Genomic DNA, 17,346 nt, shown 5'->3' with positions numbered 1-17,346 from the left:
AAAATGAAATTCAGCGTCCCTGAAATGAGCTGCGGTCATTGCGTCGCGACGATCGAAAAAGCGGTGAAAAGCGTCGATCCTGACGCCGAAATCGCCTGCGACCTGGCGAGCAAGACCGTGGAAATCAACAGCGGCTCGTCGGCTTCAGATATGAACGTCGCGATCAAGGAGGCCGGATACGACTCTAGCCTTCTTGAGACCGCTTGAGAATTCCATCCAATCCGACTGCGCGCGAATGTCACCCGCGCCGGTCCCGATCTTGGTCGAAATGAGCAATTGAGATGAAATACACCTACAACCGTATTCTTCCTGACGTCCCAATCGACGAGGCGGATACCCGTACTCGCGAGGCGCTTAAGGAGCAGGGTTTTGGCGTTCTTACCGAAATCGACGTCAAGGAAACGATGAAGAAGAAGATTGGCGCCGAGATGGACGGTTATCGCATCCTCGGCGCCTGCAATCCGAACATGGCTTACAAGGCCATCGGCATGGAGCCCCGTATCGGAGCGATGCTTCCATGCAACGTGATCCTACGCACTATCGAGGGTGGAACGGAGCTAAGTGCCATCGATCCCGTTGCTTCGATGGCGGCGGTCGACAACCCTGACCTTCACGCTGTCGCAGCAGATGTCCGTGACATGCTGAAGAAAGCGATCGATCTGGCCTGATTTCGACGCAATCAGGATGAAAGCAAGGATTGCGGCGTGACGACGGACTATCAGAAAAACAGCATATCGCTGACTGGCGCAGTCTCGATGGGGACCGGAGTGATGATCGGTGCCGGTATCTTCGCGTTGACCGGTCAGATCGCTGAACTGGCGGGCACCTGGTTTCCTTTGTCGTTCCTCGTCGGCGCGGTCGTAACGTTTTTCAGCGCATACAGTTACATCAAGATGTCGAACGCTTATCCGTCTGCCGGCGGTATCGCGATGATCCTTGAAAAGGCTTACGGTCCCGGCGTTGTAGCCGCCAGCGCGTCTTTGCTGATGGCTTTTTCGATGGTGATCAACGAGAGCTTGGTGGCCCGCACATTCGGGACTTACACGCTTCAGCTGTTTGGGACTGAAAACACAAAATTGCTCGTGCCGGTTTTGGGCGTCGGACTGATAGTGTTCGCGTTTCTGGTCAACATATCCGGGAACCGCTCGATCGGCCTTTTTTCATTGATCATGGCCCTCCTGAAAATAGGGGGTATCGCCCTGTTCGGGATTGCTGCGCTCTGGGCCAGCGGTCTGCAATTTGAACCGTCGAAATCGGAAGTCGACTATCCTCTAGCGGGGTTTGTTGCGTCGGTCGCGTTATCAATTCTCGCCTTCAAGGGGTTTACGACGATAACCAATAGCGGCGCCGAGATCGTCGACCCGCACCGCAATGTCGGCCGGGCGATTGTTATCTCGGTATCGATATGCGTCGTCGTCTATTTGCTGGTGGCATTCGCGGTCGGATCCAACCTGACGATCCCGGAAATCATTCAGGCAAAGGACTACTCACTCGCTCAGGCAGCCAAACCGGCGCTCGGCCAAGCGGGCTTTTATCTCACAATCGTGCTTGCCATCGTTGCCACGGCATCGGGGCTGCTCGCAAGCGTGTTCGCTGTATCACGCATGCTCGCAATGCTTACGAACATGAAGCTGATCCCGCACAGCCATTTCGGTATGGCCGGGAGAATTCAGAAACATACGCTGGTCTACACGGTCGTCGTAGCGGCACTCCTTACGATCTTCTTCGACCTGAGCAGGATCGCGTCTCTCGGTGTGTTCTTCTATCTGGTGATGGACATCGTCATTCATTGGGGTGTTTTCCGAAACCTGCGCCATGACATCGGAGCGCGCGGAAGCATTCTGCTTTCGGCAATATCCCTGGACACAATCGTATTGGCTGTCTTTGTGGTTATGAAGATCCGCACAGATATGGCCATCGTCGTGACTGCCGCGGTGGCCACTATCGCTGTGTTCGCTTTTGAGTACTGGTTCCTGTCGAATCGAAAGATCACGAGCCACGAGCGATGACCAATCACCCCCAGACCGTTAAATGAAAACAACGGAGGAGAGCTATGATGTACGGTGGAGAAATGGGCTTTTTTGGCGGCGGACTGGTGATGTTGCTTGTCCTCGTTTTGCTGGTTTTGGCTATAGCGGCGTTGGTGAAATACCTGAGGAACTGATACACCCGGCCACGCGACGGGTTGATCCCTTCGATTTCGGTTAATTTGTAGATCAACATGTGGCCCTGCGTTTGTCGAACGACGGCTCTGTCCTTCTCTTTGGCAGCGCGATAGTAGGCTCCAATCTCGTCCTCGGTCTGATCGACGCAGGGAGAGTATTTCGTTTGATGACGTCGTTCAGCCACAATGGCACCTTCGCGGATGTTTGAGTATCGGGGCCTGCTACGACAAAGAAGCGACAAGACCACGGCAACGGACTGACCAAAATTTATATCGAAACTTTGGTCAGTAGCGTCCTAGCGTGCGGTCAGTAGGCGGCAGGCGAGCTCTCTGTCACCCCAACGCGTCGAAAAGGTCTCGGAGACTTCGAACCAGCTGCCGTCGTTGCCGGCTCCATGATTCGCTCCCATGCACGAACATTGACACTCATGACCGCGGGCCTCTTGGCAGGCGCGCGCGCATATTTCCTGTTCTCGGTAAGGCTGGATAATGTAGACCTTGCCAAAACGCTCCAGGGCCCGATCTACGAAATCATTGAACCACGCTTTAGGCAGTTCCCAATAAGCGTGCCTACCACCGATCCATTCGGGTTGGGTCCTTCGACCGTTCTGCAGCCATTGCCGATTCGTCTCAGCAAATGGCAATCTCACCCGCAGACGCTCTCCCTTTCCGGTGCGTCGCAAGACAACCGGGGTCACTTTCTGATTCCAGACATAGTTGAGCGTGAGCCGATCCATCATGCCTACCGCGGATCACCAACCATTGCCCAATACTCTCTCTCCTGTTCGGCCTGCAGCTCTTCGAGGGTCACCGGAATGATTGAGAAGTCGAGATTGTACATCGGGATCTGCCAATCGTTGTAGAGCGTTCCGACATGCCGGTCCTCCGCGGTGTCGCGGATAAGCTTCTCTTTCTCCAATCTGGTCAGGAGCTTTTCGGTAAGAACCCTTCCATCGTGGTGATCCTCGCTTTCCCGGTACTCAAGTGAACCCCAAATTTCCGAAGTTGCCTTCAGGCCTTTCGAAGTGAAGATGCCGAGGTGCTGCATGGCCTCCGCCACTCGCAGCGCGCCGGGCGTCATTGAGGGGAATATCGAGCGATCGTGCCCGGATCGACGGGGCTCACTCCAAAGAAGGGTATCATCCTGGTAGGCTTCAACATCAGCGTAGAGACCGCTTTCGCGCTCGTAGACTGCCCAATTGGGCATGATGTATTCGCCCGCATATCCTTCGACGTAGTGTCCGCGGCGCTGGTGGTCGACGTATTCGCGCAATTGAGCGAGGTCCATCGGTTTCCAGCTAACCGCATCGGCGTAGATGAGGCGCGCAAGATGGTCGTAGAACCATCCGATGATACGGTTGAGCTTTGAGGATATCAGTTTGGGCGGACACCGCACCGCATCCATGAGAATGAGGATCTTCGCAGCCTCCTCTTCGGCGAACCCTTCAAGGACCTTGGCTTCGCGCGGGAGATCTTCCAGCTTCTGCGACGCGGCCCAAAAGCCCTGTGCGCTGTCCAGGATGATGGGCAAGCCTTCTGCGATGAAGTCTAAGCGTTGCTGCTGGGGTAACTGACAGAGCCGTTTGGCTTGATGCAATCCAATGTCGGGACCCTTTGCTCTTTTGTTGCTCAAGACGCTGTCCAATCCTCGAAAGCCGTAAGGGGATAATCTCCAACTCATTTTAATCGGCCATTTACGGCCGATAATGATTGATTTTAAACATAATCGGCCTTATATGACCGATTGAAGGATTTTCACTGGCGCATAGCAGACGGCCATATATGGCCTGTAAACGCGGCGAAATCGGGTTGTGAGGTCATATATGGCCGATAATAGATACATGGGCGTGAAAACACCAGAAACAATTTCGCGGGACATCGGCGAAAAGCTCGAGCGGCTGCGTCTCTCCCGAAACATTACGCAGGCCGAGCTCGCCCAGGACGCAGGCATTTCCGAGCGCACATTGAGACGCCTTGAATCCGGAGATAATCCTACACTCGACTCGCTCATCCGCGTCCTGATTTCGCTGAAAATCCAGCAAAACGTCGACCTCCTCGTTCCCGATCCGCGTGTCAGGCCAATAGAGCGGGTGCGGACAAAGGGGGTCGAGCGTCAACGATCGAGTTCGACCAAGCCAACAAAGAAGACCAAGCAATGGGAATGGGGCACAAAGAAGTAGACCATGGCTGAACCTTCAACCGATGCATCAATCAATCTCTGGGGGCGAGAGGTCGCGGCCGTTTCGTGGCTGCCGGACGATGGGTTTGCCGTCTTCCAGTATGACCCCGAATTCGCCCAATCTGGGATAGAGTTGTCGCCGTTGGTCATGCCTTTGAGTCCGGACCCCTATTCCTTTCCTGCCCTGCCCCGGACAACCTTCAAAGGACTACCGGGAATGCTGGCGGACGCTCTTCCCGACAAATATGGCGATCGGCTGATCAACGCTTGGCTGGCAGAACAGGGCCGCAGACCTGAAAGCTTCAATCCGGTGGAGCGCCTTTGCTATGTCGGAACCCGAGGCATGGGCGCCCTTGAATTCAAGCCGGCGCTGATGGGCTCGAACCGGAGGGCTCGAAAAGTCGAGGTCGCCAACCTCGTACGCCTGGCCAATCTGGTCCTGAACGAGAAGGCCAGTCTGGAGGGCGTGCTCGAGGGCGAGAACGACATTGCCGCCATCGACGATATTCTCAGAGTTGGCACATCGGCCGGAGGAGCGCGCGCCAAGGCTATCCTGGCCTGGAACCAGACCACCGGCGAATTCCGTCATGGCCAGATCGATGCTGGCGACGGCTTCGAACACTGGTTGATGAAATTCGATGGCATCGACAATAACCGCGACAAGGAAGAACCCGATCCGCAAGGGTTCGGCTTGATCGAGTACGGCTACTATCTGATGGCGACGGCCGCGGGCATCGAAATGACGCCATGCCGTTTGCATCATGAGGGTGGACGCAGCCATTTCATGACGCGGCGCTTTGACAGACCCGTCGATGAGAACGGCGTGACACATAAGCTCCACATGCAGTCGCTTTGCGCCCTGCAGCATTACGACTTCAACGATCCGCGTGGCTACTCCTATGAGCAGGCCATCCTGACAATCCGCGAACTCGGTCTCGGCGCGCCTGCGCTTGAGCAGCAGTTTCTCCGGGCAATTTTCAACATCATCGCCAGAAACCAGGATGATCACGTCAAAAACATCGCTTTCCTGATGGATCAGTCGGGCGAGTGGACGTTGTCGCCAGCATTCGACGTGAACTACTCCTACAATCCGAGCGGCGACTGGACCGGTCAACATCAGATGAGCCTGAACGGCAAACGCGACGGCTTCGCTGTGGACGACCTGCTGGCCTTCGCGGAAACCGCATCGATCAAGCCAGCCAAAGCAAAGACACTCATTTCCAATGTCAGCGAGGTTGTTGCGAACTGGCCGCAGTATGCGCAGGACGCCGGCGTTGATGACGAGACAACACGAAGGATTGGAAACGCCCACCGATCGTTTCGCTAAGTTCTTATGACTTGAAATTAAATAGTTACACAAACCGACGTGGCCTAGTGAACATGCTAAAAATTCATATAGCTTTACCCAATACATGTCCTTTGCTCGTTCACCACAAAATAGGCAGAATGCCGCGATGTCATTCAGGTTCATCCACACAGCCGATATTCATCTCGACTCGCCGTTGCGCTCGTTGGCGCTGCGTAGCCGCGGCCTCGCCGAGCTGATCGGAGACGCCACGCGGCAGGCTTTGGTGACGATCGTCAACCTGTGTATTGATGAACAGGTGGATGCGCTGATTATCGCCGGCGATCTCTATGACGGCGACCAGACGTCGATGAAAACCGCCCGGTTTCTGGCCAGCCAGATGCAGCGGCTCAACGAAGCCGGCATCGCGACCTTTATCATTCGAGGCAATCACGATGCCCTTTCGCGCATAACGCAGGAACTGATCCTGCCGCCATCGGTCACAGTATTCGGCGGGCGCGCTCATTGCGTCGACATCACCAAGGACGGGCTCGCACTTTCTATTCACGGCCTTAGTTTCGCCAAGCCTCAGGCTCCGGAAAGCCTTCTTGAGAAGTATCACCGCCCTACCCCGGATGCTGTCAATATCGGGATCATGCATACGAGCTTGGCGGGCGCTCCTGGGCACGATCTTTACGCGCCTTGCAAGCTATCCGACCTCCAGGGCTGGGGATTCGATTATTGGGCACTTGGACACGTCCATGTCCGGACCGAATACGCCGGCGATCGCGTAGCGGTCATGCCAGGAATGCCTCAGGGACGGGACATCAATGAAGCCGGGGAAAAGACAGTCACCCTCGTTACGGTCAGTGACGATCAAAGCCTCAGGATCGAAGAACGCACGACAAGCACCGCCCAGTTCGAACGCGTCCCGGTCGACATGTCATCGGCGGAGACCTGGCGAGAGGCAGCCGATCTGATTGAGGCAGGGATTTCTGGAGCACGCGAGCAAACACGATCTCAGCATCTTGTGGCTCGTCTTCGATTGACAGGTGCGACCCCGTTGTCGTGGCGGCTGCGACGCGATCGCGATTTGCTGCTGGCTGAAACCGAGCAGCGCGCAGAGAGCTTGGGCAACACCTGGGTCGAAAAGATCGATTTGGCGACAACGGCGCCGGTCAGCAAACCGGTTGGAAGCGCGACCGCTGATCCAGTCCTTGAACTCGGCGAGTTGATGCGAGGCGACATCATTCAACAGCATGGCGTTCGACAAATCGTGCAGGACCTCGTCAAGGAACTGCGCGATGACCTGCCGCCGGAAGCGCGCGGTTTCAGCGGCAACAACGAAGACGAGTTCGAGGCGCTGGTCGATCAGCTGCTGTCCGAAGGAAGCGAGGACATGCTTGCTCGGCTCAAAGCCAACGCTCCGGAGGTCGACTGATGCGCCTGCGCCGGCTCGATCTTACCCGCTACGGCAAGTTCACGGATTATTCAATCGACTTCGGGGAGCATGAAAGCGACACACCGGATCTGCATATCGTCTACGGCCTGAACGAAGCCGGCAAATCGACGGCGCTTTCCGCCTATCTCGATCTCCTGTTCGGCATCGAGGAACGCACGCGCTACAGCTTTCTTCATCAAGGCAAAGCCATGGAGATCGGCGCCTGTCTGGAGTTCGATGGATCGGCCCACGAGTTGAGGCGCGTCAAGCAGCGCAGCAATTCCCTCCTGGATGCGAACGGGCAGCCGGTCAACGAGGCGGTTCTGAGCGTCCCGCTCGCCGGTCTGACACGTGACGCCTATCGCATGATGTTTTCGCTCGACGATCAGACACTCGAGGATGGAGGCAACGCGATCCTGGAGAGCAAGGGCGATCTGGGCGAGTTGTTGTTCTCGGCAAGTGCAGGCCTGGCTGGCGTCAATTCCATTCTCGAAACCGCGGCGGCCGAAGCCGACGGCATTTTCCGGAAGCGCGCGAGTTCGACCGCAATCGCAGGTCTGAAGCGACAGATTGCGGAGCTGAAATCAAAGCGCGACGAAATCGATGTGCAGGCCTCCTCTTACAAGGCTCTGACGGCAGCACTTGAGCAAGCACAGACTGCTTATGACGCTGCCATGAAGGAGATCGCGGCAGCCAAGGTGCGTCATGAGGAGATAATCCGTACCCTGCGCGCCTACCCTTTGGCGACCGAATACCTTCAGGGGCAGGAGAAGCTGTCAGAATACAAGGACATGCCAAACCCTCCGGCGGAATGGGCGACCGCTCTTCCCGAGCTCATCGTCGAGGAGACGCGGCTTCAAACACAGACTATCGGCCTCAAACAGCGTGAGCAGAAGCTTCGTGACGAACTCGCGGGGTTGATCGTCGAGGACCGTCTGCTCGAGATGGCAGATGATCTCGATCGGCTTGGAGACGCCGCCGCACGCTACACGACGGCTGCAGACGATCTCCCGAAACGGAACGACGCGCTGGCTGAATGCACCCGCAAGATCGATCTCATTCTCGTGACCTTGGGACAATCCAATGTCGACGACCCCAAGACACTTCTTGTTTCAGCCTCCACGATCGGAGCGCTTCGTGATCTGATCACCCAAAAAACCGGCATCGATGTCACGCACCAATCAGCCGAAAAGGAAGAAGCGTCCGCCCGGCAGGCTCTGGAAGATGAGCAGCGCGCTCGACAGGCGCTTGACGGACAAGGCGTCGCGGTCGACGCGGGCAAGATCGCACAGCTTCAAACCGTACTGAAACGCCTGCGCGACGGAAATCTGGCTGCCGAACTTCGCCTTGCGGAGCGAGCCCTTCCCGAGAAGAGACGCGCCTTTGATAATGCTATCCACAACCTCCATCCCTGGGCTGGCGAGGGGACGGAACTACGCAAGATCTCGCCGCCCCAACCCGATCAACTGGCCGCATGGAAACTGATTTTTGAAGGGATCGAGAAGAGACGCGCACAAATCGGCGAGCGGAAGCGGGAGCTCTCAACAAAGTGCAATGAGGACACCGTCAGGATCTCTTCCCTGCGCGAAGCATCGGCCATCAAGGATGACGAGGAGGCGAAAGCTGCCCTAGTTCAACGTGACGAAGCGTGGGCACACCACTTGTCCAGCTTGGATCGAGAAACGGCTGATCGTTTCGAAAGGGAAATGCGATCGGCCGATGCGATCGTCGATATACGACTAAACGGTCTCAAAGAGCTCGAGGAGTTGCGGTCTCTGTCAGCGGCATTGTCGGTCGCAAAGGCGCACCTCGAGCAGCAAGATCAATTGCTGCAGGAGACCGACAGTGAACTGGAAGCCTTGCGCCGCGAAATCCGGTCCGAGACGCCAACCGAGATCGAACTGCCTGCGGACAAACCCACGTATGCCTGGCTAAAAACAGTCAGCAGCTGGGCCGAGGCCCGCACCTCGGCACTGGTTGCACATGATGACCTCCGTCGATCTCTGAGCGACATTGACGAAGCGAGGTCAGTTATAGAAACGGAAAAGGGTCTTCTCTCTGAATCCTTGATCAGGCTTGGGATCGATGTCGAGGGACTGGATTTGGCTGCATTGATGCAGGCAGCTGACAACATTCTCACGGAACACGCTACCACCCGAACCAGACGCGTCGAAGCGGACAAACGCCTCGCGGAGCTTCAAGCCGCAGCGTCTCAGCGAAAAACGGCATTGGACGAAGCCGTAGCCGCATTCGAAGAGTGGCAGCGTGCTTGGGGGAGCACCCTCTCCAACACCTGGTTTTCCGATCGCCAAAGCAGTGTCGGCGCGATACGAGAACTCCTCGACGCGATGACCGGTCTCCCCGAGGCGTTGCGCGCGCAGGAAGACCTGAGTCATCGCATTGCGTCGATGGAATCCGATCAGTCAGCCTTCGCTGATACAGTCGAGCGGCTGCATACGGCGCTCGAAGAAGCGTACGATGGCAACAATCCGCTCGCCGCAGCCAAGGAACTAATCCGACGGCACGAAGAAGCCAGGCAGACAGACGCGAAACGACAGGAACGAAACCAGGCCCTTGTCGATCTCAAACTCGAGTATGAGCATCTGGATGGAGAGGTCGCGGTGCATGACTCCCGCAAGGAGGAGATGACTGAATTCTTCCAGGTCAACGAGCTCGCCGATGTCCGACAGGCGTTGGAGCGCTGCAAGAAAAGGGACGAGTTGATCACGGAACTCGGCAAACTCGAGCGGCAGATTCTCGGGGAGACGCAGAGGCAATTCATCGAGGAGGCGGTAGCCGGCCTCCGCAATATCAACCTCGGCGAACTGCAGGCAGAACAAGCTGAACTCGATACGCGCCTTGCCGACCTCGACGGACGCGCAAAGGATCTCTTCGCTGACAGGGCTCGCGCAACTGACGCATTGGACGCGATCGGAGGCGATGACGCTGTCGCCCGCATCGAAGCAAACCGCCGCACATTACTTCTGGAAATCGAGGATCTGGCGCTGCGATATCTACGCCTGAAGACCGGAAGCCTGGTCGCTGAACACGGTATCCGCGCATATCGGGAAAAACACCGTAGTGCGATGATGAACCGGGCATCCGAAGCCTTCCGGTTGATTACGCGTGATGAATACTCCGGACTTGCCACACGGCCGGACAAGGATCGTGAGGCGTTGATCGGACTGTCGCGGCAAGGCGGTTCCAAACTCGCCGTCGAAATGTCCAAGGGCACTCAGTTTCAGCTGTACCTGGCTCTTCGATTAGCCGGATACGAGGAATTCGCGGCAGCAAGGCCTTCTGTACCGTTCGTCGCTGATGACATTATGGAAACGTTCGACGAACCGCGATCAGAGGAAGTCTTTCGGCTATTCGGGCAGATGGCTCAGGTGGGCCAGGTGATATATCTCACCCATCACCGGCACCTGTGCGAGATTGCAGTGCAAGTCGTGCCAAATGCAAGAATTCATGAGATTGCGTAAGAGCCACCAACGTATGCGTCTGTTCGGTTCCGGAGCCGCGGATAGGTCGGGCTGTCCGGTTTGACCCAGTTGAAATAGCCCTGTTCTTGGAGTCGAACGTTATTAGAATATGCTGGACAACATCTCCGCTGATCAGGGAAGTTGAACTCAATCATCGATAAAAATTATGCTGCAACCAAATTTCTCCGGGGGCGCCGATATATGCCAATGGTCAACGTTTGATGATAGAAATGGAAGCTCTCAAACTCAAATATATGGCCGTCTCCATTGTCGTCGACCAATAGCACGTCGCTTTCGCCCAAGGGGCCCCCGCCTTTTGGAGAGCAATACTCGACTACTTCCTCAAAGACGCTCGTTTCTGGAACTGTTGAGAACTGCCGCGCAAATGCAGGCGACTGGATGAAATGCCGACACGGGTTCTCAGGATCGAAGTCCGGTTTTCGTTGATCAGGGTGTGGATGTCCGGTAACCAGCCCTACAACTGGGACTGATGCTCCCCACGCCTCCACGCAGCGCCACAGTGTTGTTGTATAGGTGTTCCCGAAACGCTCCTTGAGCTTCTTCATCGATTCGATGCAGGCCTCATGAGCCTGTGCTTCCTCGACAAACTTTTCTCGCAAAAACAACAACCGTGCAGCAGCGAAGTTCGCTTCGGCTTCATGTCGAGCATGGCAGGCAGGGATGAGTGTGTACTCATCATCGCCAAGCATTGCGCCTTCGTGCCAAGGCAGGACACTATGCCCGATCTCGTGTGCCTCGTTCCATCGGTGCTTCAGCTTCGGCTGTGATTTGTCGATGAGTATGCGCTTCTGATCTGGAATATATAGCGCACGAATGTCCATTTTCCGGACTGCCTCAATGAGCAAAGTTGGCCTCAGGAGCACCTGCTTACCAGCGATTCTCAGTTTGGAAACGGTCTCTTGCAGGAGGCCCGGATCATTTGCCGAGTAGTAGCCGCGGTCGAGTTTGAGAAGTTCCCGAACCGTCCGCAAATCGAGAGGCGGTTCGGGATTGCCCAAGCCGTTTAGGACACGTTCAACGCGTTCATCGATATCCGCGGCCGTTCTCGCCCGCAGTATTTCGTTCTTCGCCACCGTATCGTAGTCCTTTCACGGCATTACTTTTCACTCAGTACGGAAATCAGCCCTTCCAAAGCGGCTTGTTCCTCCGCGCTGAGCGTCTCAATCGACTCTGATCGAGCAGCATATCTCACTGCCTCTTCGACATACTGAACGTCCTTGGGCTTGGTCAGTCCCGACAAACCCATCAGCTTTTTGTGCGATACCTTGAAGGTATGCGCTAGCTGATAAAGCGTCCGCGACTCAGGTAGATAATGGGCATCGAACTCGATGCTCATCAGCTCGGCAAGGTCTACATCTGCGCGTTCGGCCAATGCTTCCAACGAAAGCTTATCCCTTCTCCGCATGAGATGAACAAATCGACCGAGCGCTATGCGCGATTCATCAAATGTCGTGTCATGTGCTGCTTCTCCATTGAAGATCGGATCAGCAGCGATAAGGCCAGCGCCGACCTCGACGTCGGCTTCCTGCCGCGCCATGGCTTCGCACCAGTCCTTTGTCACTTCGATCTTCATTTCTTTCGTCCTTTCTCTATGAACGCTTCGGCCTGCTCGGGAGTCATCTCGAAATACCGAAGGTTCTGATATGCCGCGTCCTGCCCCAGATCCGTCATGCCTACCTTATTGGCGTAGAAATCATTGGCTTGGGGAAGCGAATGCAATCCGATGCGGCCTCTGAAGCCCTCCATCTTACTCTGCTCGATCGCGGCGAGGATAAGAATCGAGCCGGCTCCGGAAAAGCGCGGCGGCATCTGGGTCATTTCGCGGCGGTTCCACGGTGCCGCTTCCAGGAAGTCAACATAAACGAGATGATCATTTTTCTGGCTGGCAATCTGTGCCCGCTTTGTCACGTCTGTGGTCATCATCGCCTGAGTCATATCCTGACACACGATCGAAAACGACTGGTTCGCCAATCGGCCTTCAATCGCTTTCATCTTATCGCGCCAGTCCCAGTGGCGACTTTGTGGCCAAAATCGCCGCTCGACCCCTTTGCGATTGAGCGCTTGCAGAAGCTTGAAAAGCTCCGGGATCCACTCGGCTTCCCAATCAGCCAGGTTCTTTTCCGCTATTGCGTCCCAGAGTTCCGCATCAACCATTCGATTGCCCGCCACATCGAACAGGCCCACGGGGGTCACGTCAGGTTTTCGATCTGACGTCATAGCATCATCACCTCGGCCTTTTCCTTGCTGGCCTCGTGCTCAAAAAACAGCTTGTCACCTTTTTCGAGCCGCTCTTCGATCCGCTGATAGAGCCGTAGCGACTGACGGATCAGGGCTGTCTTGCTGAGATCCTTCTTTTCACAAAGGCGCTCCAGCACTTCCATCTCCTCGTCGGAGAGATTCAGAGTCATTGTCTTCTTTGCCATACGCATCACCTCCTGACAGCCCTTCACATAGCAATTCTGGCTGAATAGTCAACATAAAAAATATATCTATTAGCTATTGTATAGCTACTTTTTGGCTACTATATCTGTACCACGGCGGCCAAAACGGTCTGCAACGAACCAAAGAAGGATGACGCTATGTCTGACGCAATCGATCTCGAACAGTACGCGGCCGGCACCCGTAGCCAGCCAATTCCCGAGTCAAATCACTATCGTGTCCGTCTGTGGGACGGCGACGGCTTCGACGAAAAGCGTATTCTCAGCGATCCCATGCCGACTGGGCGGCAGGTACTGGAGCTTTTCGAACGCAACCCGGCTGAGGACTACGTCCTGCTCATGCTGACAAGGGACGACGGCCTGATCGTTGTCGACCTCACCGAGACGATCGACATCCGCGCCAGCGGAGCCGAGCGCTTCTTCGCTTTCAAGACCGACCGCATCTGGAACTGGTCGATCGACGGCAAAAGATACGCTTGGGGTGCGCGCAGGATCTCCGAAGATCTCGTGCGGCTGATCGGGCGCATCCCAGAGACCAAGGCACTCTTCCTTGAGCGGTCAGACGAACCGGACGAGGAAATTGCTCCAGGCGCTTCCATCGACCTGGGCGGCCGTGAATTGGAGAAGCTGTATTCAAAACCGCGCAGCTGGAAGCTGAACGTTCAGGGCGTCATTATCACTCTGATGACCCCTTCGGTCGTCGTTAAGGACGCACTGGCGCAAGCCGGCTTCGACCCGGACGCCGGATGGATCGCGATCCTCAAGAAGGTAGGACAGCCGAAACAGCAGGTGGCACTCACCGATACTATCGATCTCAGTACGCCCGGTATCGAGAAGCTCCGCCTTACCCCTGCGGAGATCAACAATGGCGAGGGCCCGAGTGGCCTTCGCCGTCAATTCCGACTGCTGAAAAAGGACGAAGCTTATCTGGCAAAGCGTGCCCTGATTTGGGATTCAATCATCGAAGGTGGAAGGCGCTGGCTGATCATCCGCTCGATGGGACTACCTGCGGGCTTCAACCATTCGTCGGTCGATATCGCCATCGACATCCCAGCCACCTACCCCAGCGCCGCAATTGACATGTTCTACTGCGCCCCACACCTGAGACTTGCAAGCGGCGCATCCATATCCAAAACCGAGTCTACCAAGACTATCGAGGGAGTGAGCTATCAGCGCTGGTCCCGGCATCTGAATGGAAAAACTCGCTGGAATCCTCAAACCGACAGTGTCGTGACGCATTTGGCAGTGATTGAGGAGTCTCTGCTCCGGGAAGTTGGCGATGAGATCTGAGCCGACCCTTGTTCTGTTGGAGCCACAGTTTGATGCCCTACGTACCCACCTATTTTCGGGCGACGGGCTTGAAGCGGCGGCGATCCTCATTTGTGGACGCGCGGGTTCGACGAGGTATCGCTTTTGCGTCCGGGATCTAATTCTGGTGCCGTATGCCGAATGCAGCAATCGCAGCAATGTACAGATTAGCTGGCCAGGTCGCCGCATCGAAGAAGCCATAGATCGGGCGGAAGCGACCGGCGACTCGGTTTTCCTCATACATTCTCACCCCGGTGGGTTCTACGGTTTCTCAGAGGTGGACAATCAAAGTGACGAAAGGACCATTACTGCTCTTTTTCAAGCCTTGCCGGACGGGCCGCACGGCAGCGCGACGATGACTCCTGACGGAGCCATTTGCGCTCGGCTGTACACCCGTCCTGGCGCGAGGCCTTTGCGCCTGACTACAACGCTCGTAGGCGAAGACATTACAGAACTCTCGCCAGTTGGCCTGCAGCCAGTGCTTGCCTTCTCCGATGCTATGCGGGCATGCCTTTCGCGCCGAACCGCTTGCGTTATCGGCGTTTCCGGCACCGGATCCATTGTTGCGGAGATACTTGCCCGACTTGGAATAGGTCGGCTGATTTTGATCGATTTCGATATCGTTGAAGGCAAGAATCTCAATCGGATCGTCAACTCGACCGCCGACGACGCTCTGGCGAAGACGCTGAAGGTAACAATGATGGCCAAGGCGATCCGCACCTATCGAAGCGATATTGAGATCATTGAGATCGACCGGCCCATCAGCGAGCCGGGTGCCATTGTAGCCGCCAGCACCGCCGACGTCATGTTCTGCTGTGTCGACAGTTCCGAAGGCCGGCTATTTTGCGATCACATCGCCCAGTGCGCTCTGGTACCCCTGATAGATGTGGGGGTGACGATACCAACAAGACTTGCATCGGAAGGAGGCCGTCTCATTGCAGATGTTTGCGGCCGAATCGACTTTGTGAGGCCGGGTGGTCCGTCCCTGCAAGACCGGCGCGTGGTAACACCTGAAGCGCTACGCCGGGAGTATCTCCTTCGACATGCACCCGAGGAGGCAGAGGATCAGCTCAAAGAGGGTTATTTAAAAGGTATTCCCGACGAGGCCCCCTCAGTGATCAGTCTCAACATGCGTGCTGCAAGTGCAGCTGTAAACGAATGGCTTTCGAGGTTGTTCAAGTTCCGTCTCGACGGAAACTGGCCGTATGCGCGTACCCTGTTTTCGCTCGCCGCCATGGACGAAGACTACTTCCCCGAAAGCGCGTTCGAACACAGTCCAAAGCCACTGCTCGGCAGAGGACTCGCTGAACCTCTGCTCGGGATGCCTTCTCTTGCGGAACTACAGGACGAAGCCGCATGAAACTGCCACTTTGGTTCCTGAAGCTTTGGGCAAAGGTTGCCCCCGCCCGAAAAATGATTGTCGTGGACGCCGACACCCCACCGGACATCATCCGAACACGAGATATCTTCCTCGCTCGTGACGATGGTGATGACTGGGCAGTTGCACTTAGATGTCCGTGCGGATGTGGCGATCGCCTCGAGCTGCTATTGATCCCGGAGGCTAGACCAAGGTGGTCCGTGAGATTGGAAGCAAGTGGATACCCCACATTGCATCCTAGTATTTGGAGGAAGACCGGTTGCCGCAGCCATTTTTGGCTTCGCGACGGCCGGATTAAATGGTGTTAGCCCGAACAGAGCACTTTCCCGCGACATCGCCTGCAGGCCGCAAACGGGGTTGACTGAACAAGACGGTTACAGGATCCCCCAAGCTCGATAACGCCCCCTCCCGGTCATCTCGCGAACACTTAGTTCTTCGACCAAATTCCGGGCGCCGCGCGGCGTGATCCTTGCCACCTTCGCGACCATGTGTGCCGACACGATGGGTCGCGACAATAGAAGATCGATGGCAACTGGAAGACTACTTGTTGTGCGTTTGCCCGCTGCCTTCCGCTCGAGTTGGCGTTTTGCCAAAGTCAGTCGGTCGATGTCCTTCATTCCAGCTGCGGCGGCCGCACTCATCGCATCTAGGAAGGCGACCAATCGTACAGTCCGATCACGGGCGCGGCGTCGTTCACGCGGAATTTCCCGCAAGCCCACGGCATACGCCAACAGGTGCGATCGGACCTTTCTGCGAGTTCTCAGGAAGCCCGAAACAAGCACCTGACCGAGCCAGTGCTGACGCTGCAGGGGTTCGAGATGTTCCCATGCATCCCAGAGAACGGCCGCCGCCAATGTGGCTGGAAGCCGTTCAACCTGCTTGGCCAGCTCGAGCCACTCGCCGATCCGTTCGCCTTCGTCCCAATCCGGATCGCGAATGAGCAGCTCGCCGACACTGAGCTCGGGCTCCTGCTTCCTTGTCTCTGCGGGGTCATTGCCATCGACCAGCCATTTCGTGCGAGCGAGGACCTCATCGATCTCGGCCAGCTCGGGCGACAGTGCATCGTGATCGACCAAGTCGAGTTCGACCCCCTCCCCTCCCCTGTCGGACGGTTCGCTCTCGAGCGGTGGCTCTTCGGCAACACCGGCAAGCGCCAGTATGCCCGATCGCGAAACTGCCCAGCCGGGATCGTTTCGTGACACGCGGCGCCGGGCCCGGACGATGCGGTGCGCAATGACGAGCTCATGGCTCGGCGCGCGAATGTCCATCTGTGCGTCGTGGAGAACCAGATCCTCGAGATGGACGAGTTCGCCGCCGACCCACATACTGGAGACGGAATCGAAGAAATCTGCCCGCTCGGCGAAGCCGGCACCGACTTCGGATCGGGCAACGCGCTCATCAAGCCGGGCAAGCGCGTCCTCTGCGGCCGCAATCGGCCCCAAGAGGGTCTCATGGGTCAATTTCCCGATTTCATAAGTCATTGATATAACGATGCTTCGATTTCACTACGGAAGCTAACATGCTTTTCGCTTCCGTCACACCAGTAATTCTTCAGCCCCTCTATATATAATGAGCGCTGCGGCCTCCGGGATTGAACAGAGACCTGGCAATCCGTGCTCAGATCGACGAGAGAGCTTGTTTTTCCGGGGT

General features: G+C 56.4%; 16 protein-coding genes. 10 read left to right on the top strand and 6 right to left on the bottom strand.

Annotation, left to right across the window (positions count from 1 at the left end; all coding sequences use genetic code 11):
• Nucleotides 1-3 precede the first annotated feature (3 nt).
• The 3 genes from P2W41_RS18775 (at nucleotide 4) to P2W41_RS18765 (ending at nucleotide 2,009) form a co-directional block, all read left to right on the top strand.
• Complete coding sequence (locus P2W41_RS18775; protein WP_009452565.1) at nucleotides 4-207, top strand: heavy-metal-associated domain-containing protein; 204 nt, start codon at nucleotides 4-6, stop codon at nucleotides 205-207.
• A gap of 74 nt (nucleotides 208-281) precedes the next feature.
• Complete coding sequence (locus P2W41_RS18770) at nucleotides 282-668, top strand: DUF302 domain-containing protein (protein WP_009452564.1); 387 nt, start codon at nucleotides 282-284, stop codon at nucleotides 666-668.
• A gap of 36 nt (nucleotides 669-704) precedes the next feature.
• A complete protein-coding gene (locus tag P2W41_RS18765; protein ID WP_009452563.1) occupies nucleotides 705-2,009 on the top strand; it encodes an APC family permease in 1,305 nt (434 codons plus the stop codon).
• A gap of 897 nt (nucleotides 2,010-2,906) precedes the next feature.
• On the opposite strand, the gene P2W41_RS18760 is transcribed toward P2W41_RS18765, so the two are convergent.
• Nucleotides 2,907-3,797, bottom strand: a complete 891-nt coding sequence (locus tag P2W41_RS18760) for a hypothetical protein (RefSeq protein WP_202802961.1) — start codon at nucleotides 3,795-3,797, stop codon at nucleotides 2,907-2,909.
• Nucleotides 3,798-3,987: 190 nt separating this feature from the next.
• Here P2W41_RS18760 and P2W41_RS18755 point away from each other — a divergent pair, with 190 nt between their 5' ends.
• The 4 genes from P2W41_RS18755 (at nucleotide 3,988) to P2W41_RS18740 (ending at nucleotide 10,551) form a co-directional block, all read left to right on the top strand.
• Nucleotides 3,988-4,344 carry a helix-turn-helix domain-containing protein gene (locus P2W41_RS18755; protein ID WP_143088114.1) on the top strand — a complete coding sequence of 119 codons (357 nt, stop codon included), beginning with the start codon at nucleotides 3,988-3,990 and terminating at the stop codon, nucleotides 4,342-4,344.
• Nucleotides 4,345-4,347: 3 nt separating this feature from the next.
• Entirely contained in the window at nucleotides 4,348-5,670 is a 1,323-nt protein-coding gene (locus tag P2W41_RS18750) for a type II toxin-antitoxin system HipA family toxin (RefSeq protein ID WP_040673315.1), read from the top strand.
• A 127-nt stretch (nucleotides 5,671-5,797) separates the two neighbouring features.
• Nucleotides 5,798-7,069, top strand: a complete 1,272-nt coding sequence (locus P2W41_RS18745) for a DNA repair exonuclease (protein ID WP_009452559.1) — start codon at nucleotides 5,798-5,800, stop codon at nucleotides 7,067-7,069.
• Entirely contained in the window at nucleotides 7,069-10,551 is a 3,483-nt protein-coding gene (locus tag P2W41_RS18740) for an AAA family ATPase (protein ID WP_223006665.1), read from the top strand. Before P2W41_RS18745 ends, P2W41_RS18740 begins: the two co-directional genes overlap by 1 nt.
• 164 nt (nucleotides 10,552-10,715) lie before the next feature.
• Here the strand turns inward: P2W41_RS18740 and P2W41_RS18735 are convergent, their stop codons facing one another.
• The 4 genes from P2W41_RS18735 to P2W41_RS18720 are packed head-to-tail and all read right to left on the bottom strand — an operon-like array spanning nucleotide 10,716 to nucleotide 12,995.
• Nucleotides 10,716-11,645 carry an ImmA/IrrE family metallo-endopeptidase gene (locus P2W41_RS18735; RefSeq protein ID WP_009452557.1) on the bottom strand — a complete coding sequence of 310 codons (930 nt, stop codon included), beginning with the start codon at nucleotides 11,643-11,645 and terminating at the stop codon, nucleotides 10,716-10,718.
• A 23-nt stretch (nucleotides 11,646-11,668) separates the two neighbouring features.
• The gene (locus P2W41_RS18730) at nucleotides 11,669-12,145 is read right to left on the bottom strand and encodes a helix-turn-helix transcriptional regulator (protein ID WP_009452556.1); all 477 of its coding nucleotides are present in this window, start codon (nucleotides 12,143-12,145) and stop codon (nucleotides 11,669-11,671) included.
• Nucleotides 12,142-12,756: a GNAT family N-acetyltransferase gene (locus tag P2W41_RS18725; protein ID WP_404935020.1), complete on the bottom strand. Its 615-nt coding sequence runs from the start codon at nucleotides 12,754-12,756 to the stop codon at nucleotides 12,142-12,144. The genes P2W41_RS18730 and P2W41_RS18725 overlap by 4 nt, the downstream gene beginning before the upstream one ends.
• Nucleotides 12,757-12,785: 29 nt before the next feature.
• A complete protein-coding gene (locus tag P2W41_RS18720) occupies nucleotides 12,786-12,995 on the bottom strand; it encodes a ribbon-helix-helix protein, CopG family (protein ID WP_009452554.1) in 210 nt (69 codons plus the stop codon).
• Nucleotides 12,996-13,151: 156 nt separating this feature from the next.
• Here P2W41_RS18720 and P2W41_RS18715 point away from each other — a divergent pair, with 156 nt between their 5' ends.
• From P2W41_RS18715 to P2W41_RS18705, 3 genes are read left to right on the top strand one after another with little or no spacing between them, the layout of a single operon-like run.
• The gene (locus tag P2W41_RS18715) at nucleotides 13,152-14,300 is read left to right on the top strand and encodes a multiubiquitin domain-containing protein (RefSeq protein WP_009452553.1); all 1,149 of its coding nucleotides are present in this window, start codon (nucleotides 13,152-13,154) and stop codon (nucleotides 14,298-14,300) included.
• Nucleotides 14,290-15,678 (top strand): ThiF family adenylyltransferase, encoded by a 1,389-nt coding sequence (locus P2W41_RS18710; RefSeq protein WP_009452552.1) that lies wholly within the window; start codon nucleotides 14,290-14,292, stop codon nucleotides 15,676-15,678. Before P2W41_RS18715 ends, P2W41_RS18710 begins: the two co-directional genes overlap by 11 nt.
• Nucleotides 15,675-16,004 carry a DUF6527 family protein gene (locus P2W41_RS18705; RefSeq protein ID WP_074896918.1) on the top strand — a complete coding sequence of 110 codons (330 nt, stop codon included), beginning with the start codon at nucleotides 15,675-15,677 and terminating at the stop codon, nucleotides 16,002-16,004. Before P2W41_RS18710 ends, P2W41_RS18705 begins: the two co-directional genes overlap by 4 nt.
• A 66-nt stretch (nucleotides 16,005-16,070) precedes the next feature.
• Here P2W41_RS18705 and P2W41_RS18700 read toward each other — a convergent pair whose 3' ends face one another.
• Entirely contained in the window at nucleotides 16,071-17,177 is a 1,107-nt protein-coding gene (locus P2W41_RS18700) for an RHE_PE00001 family protein (protein WP_009452551.1), read from the bottom strand.
• Nucleotides 17,178-17,346: the final 169 nt, after the last annotated feature.

The sequence above is a fragment of the Nitratireductor sp. L15S-10 genome, assembly GCF_045011005.1.
Classification (GTDB): Bacteria; Pseudomonadota; Alphaproteobacteria; order Rhizobiales; family Rhizobiaceae; genus Nitratireductor.
This window is presented reverse-complemented; position numbering and strand designations above follow the sequence as displayed.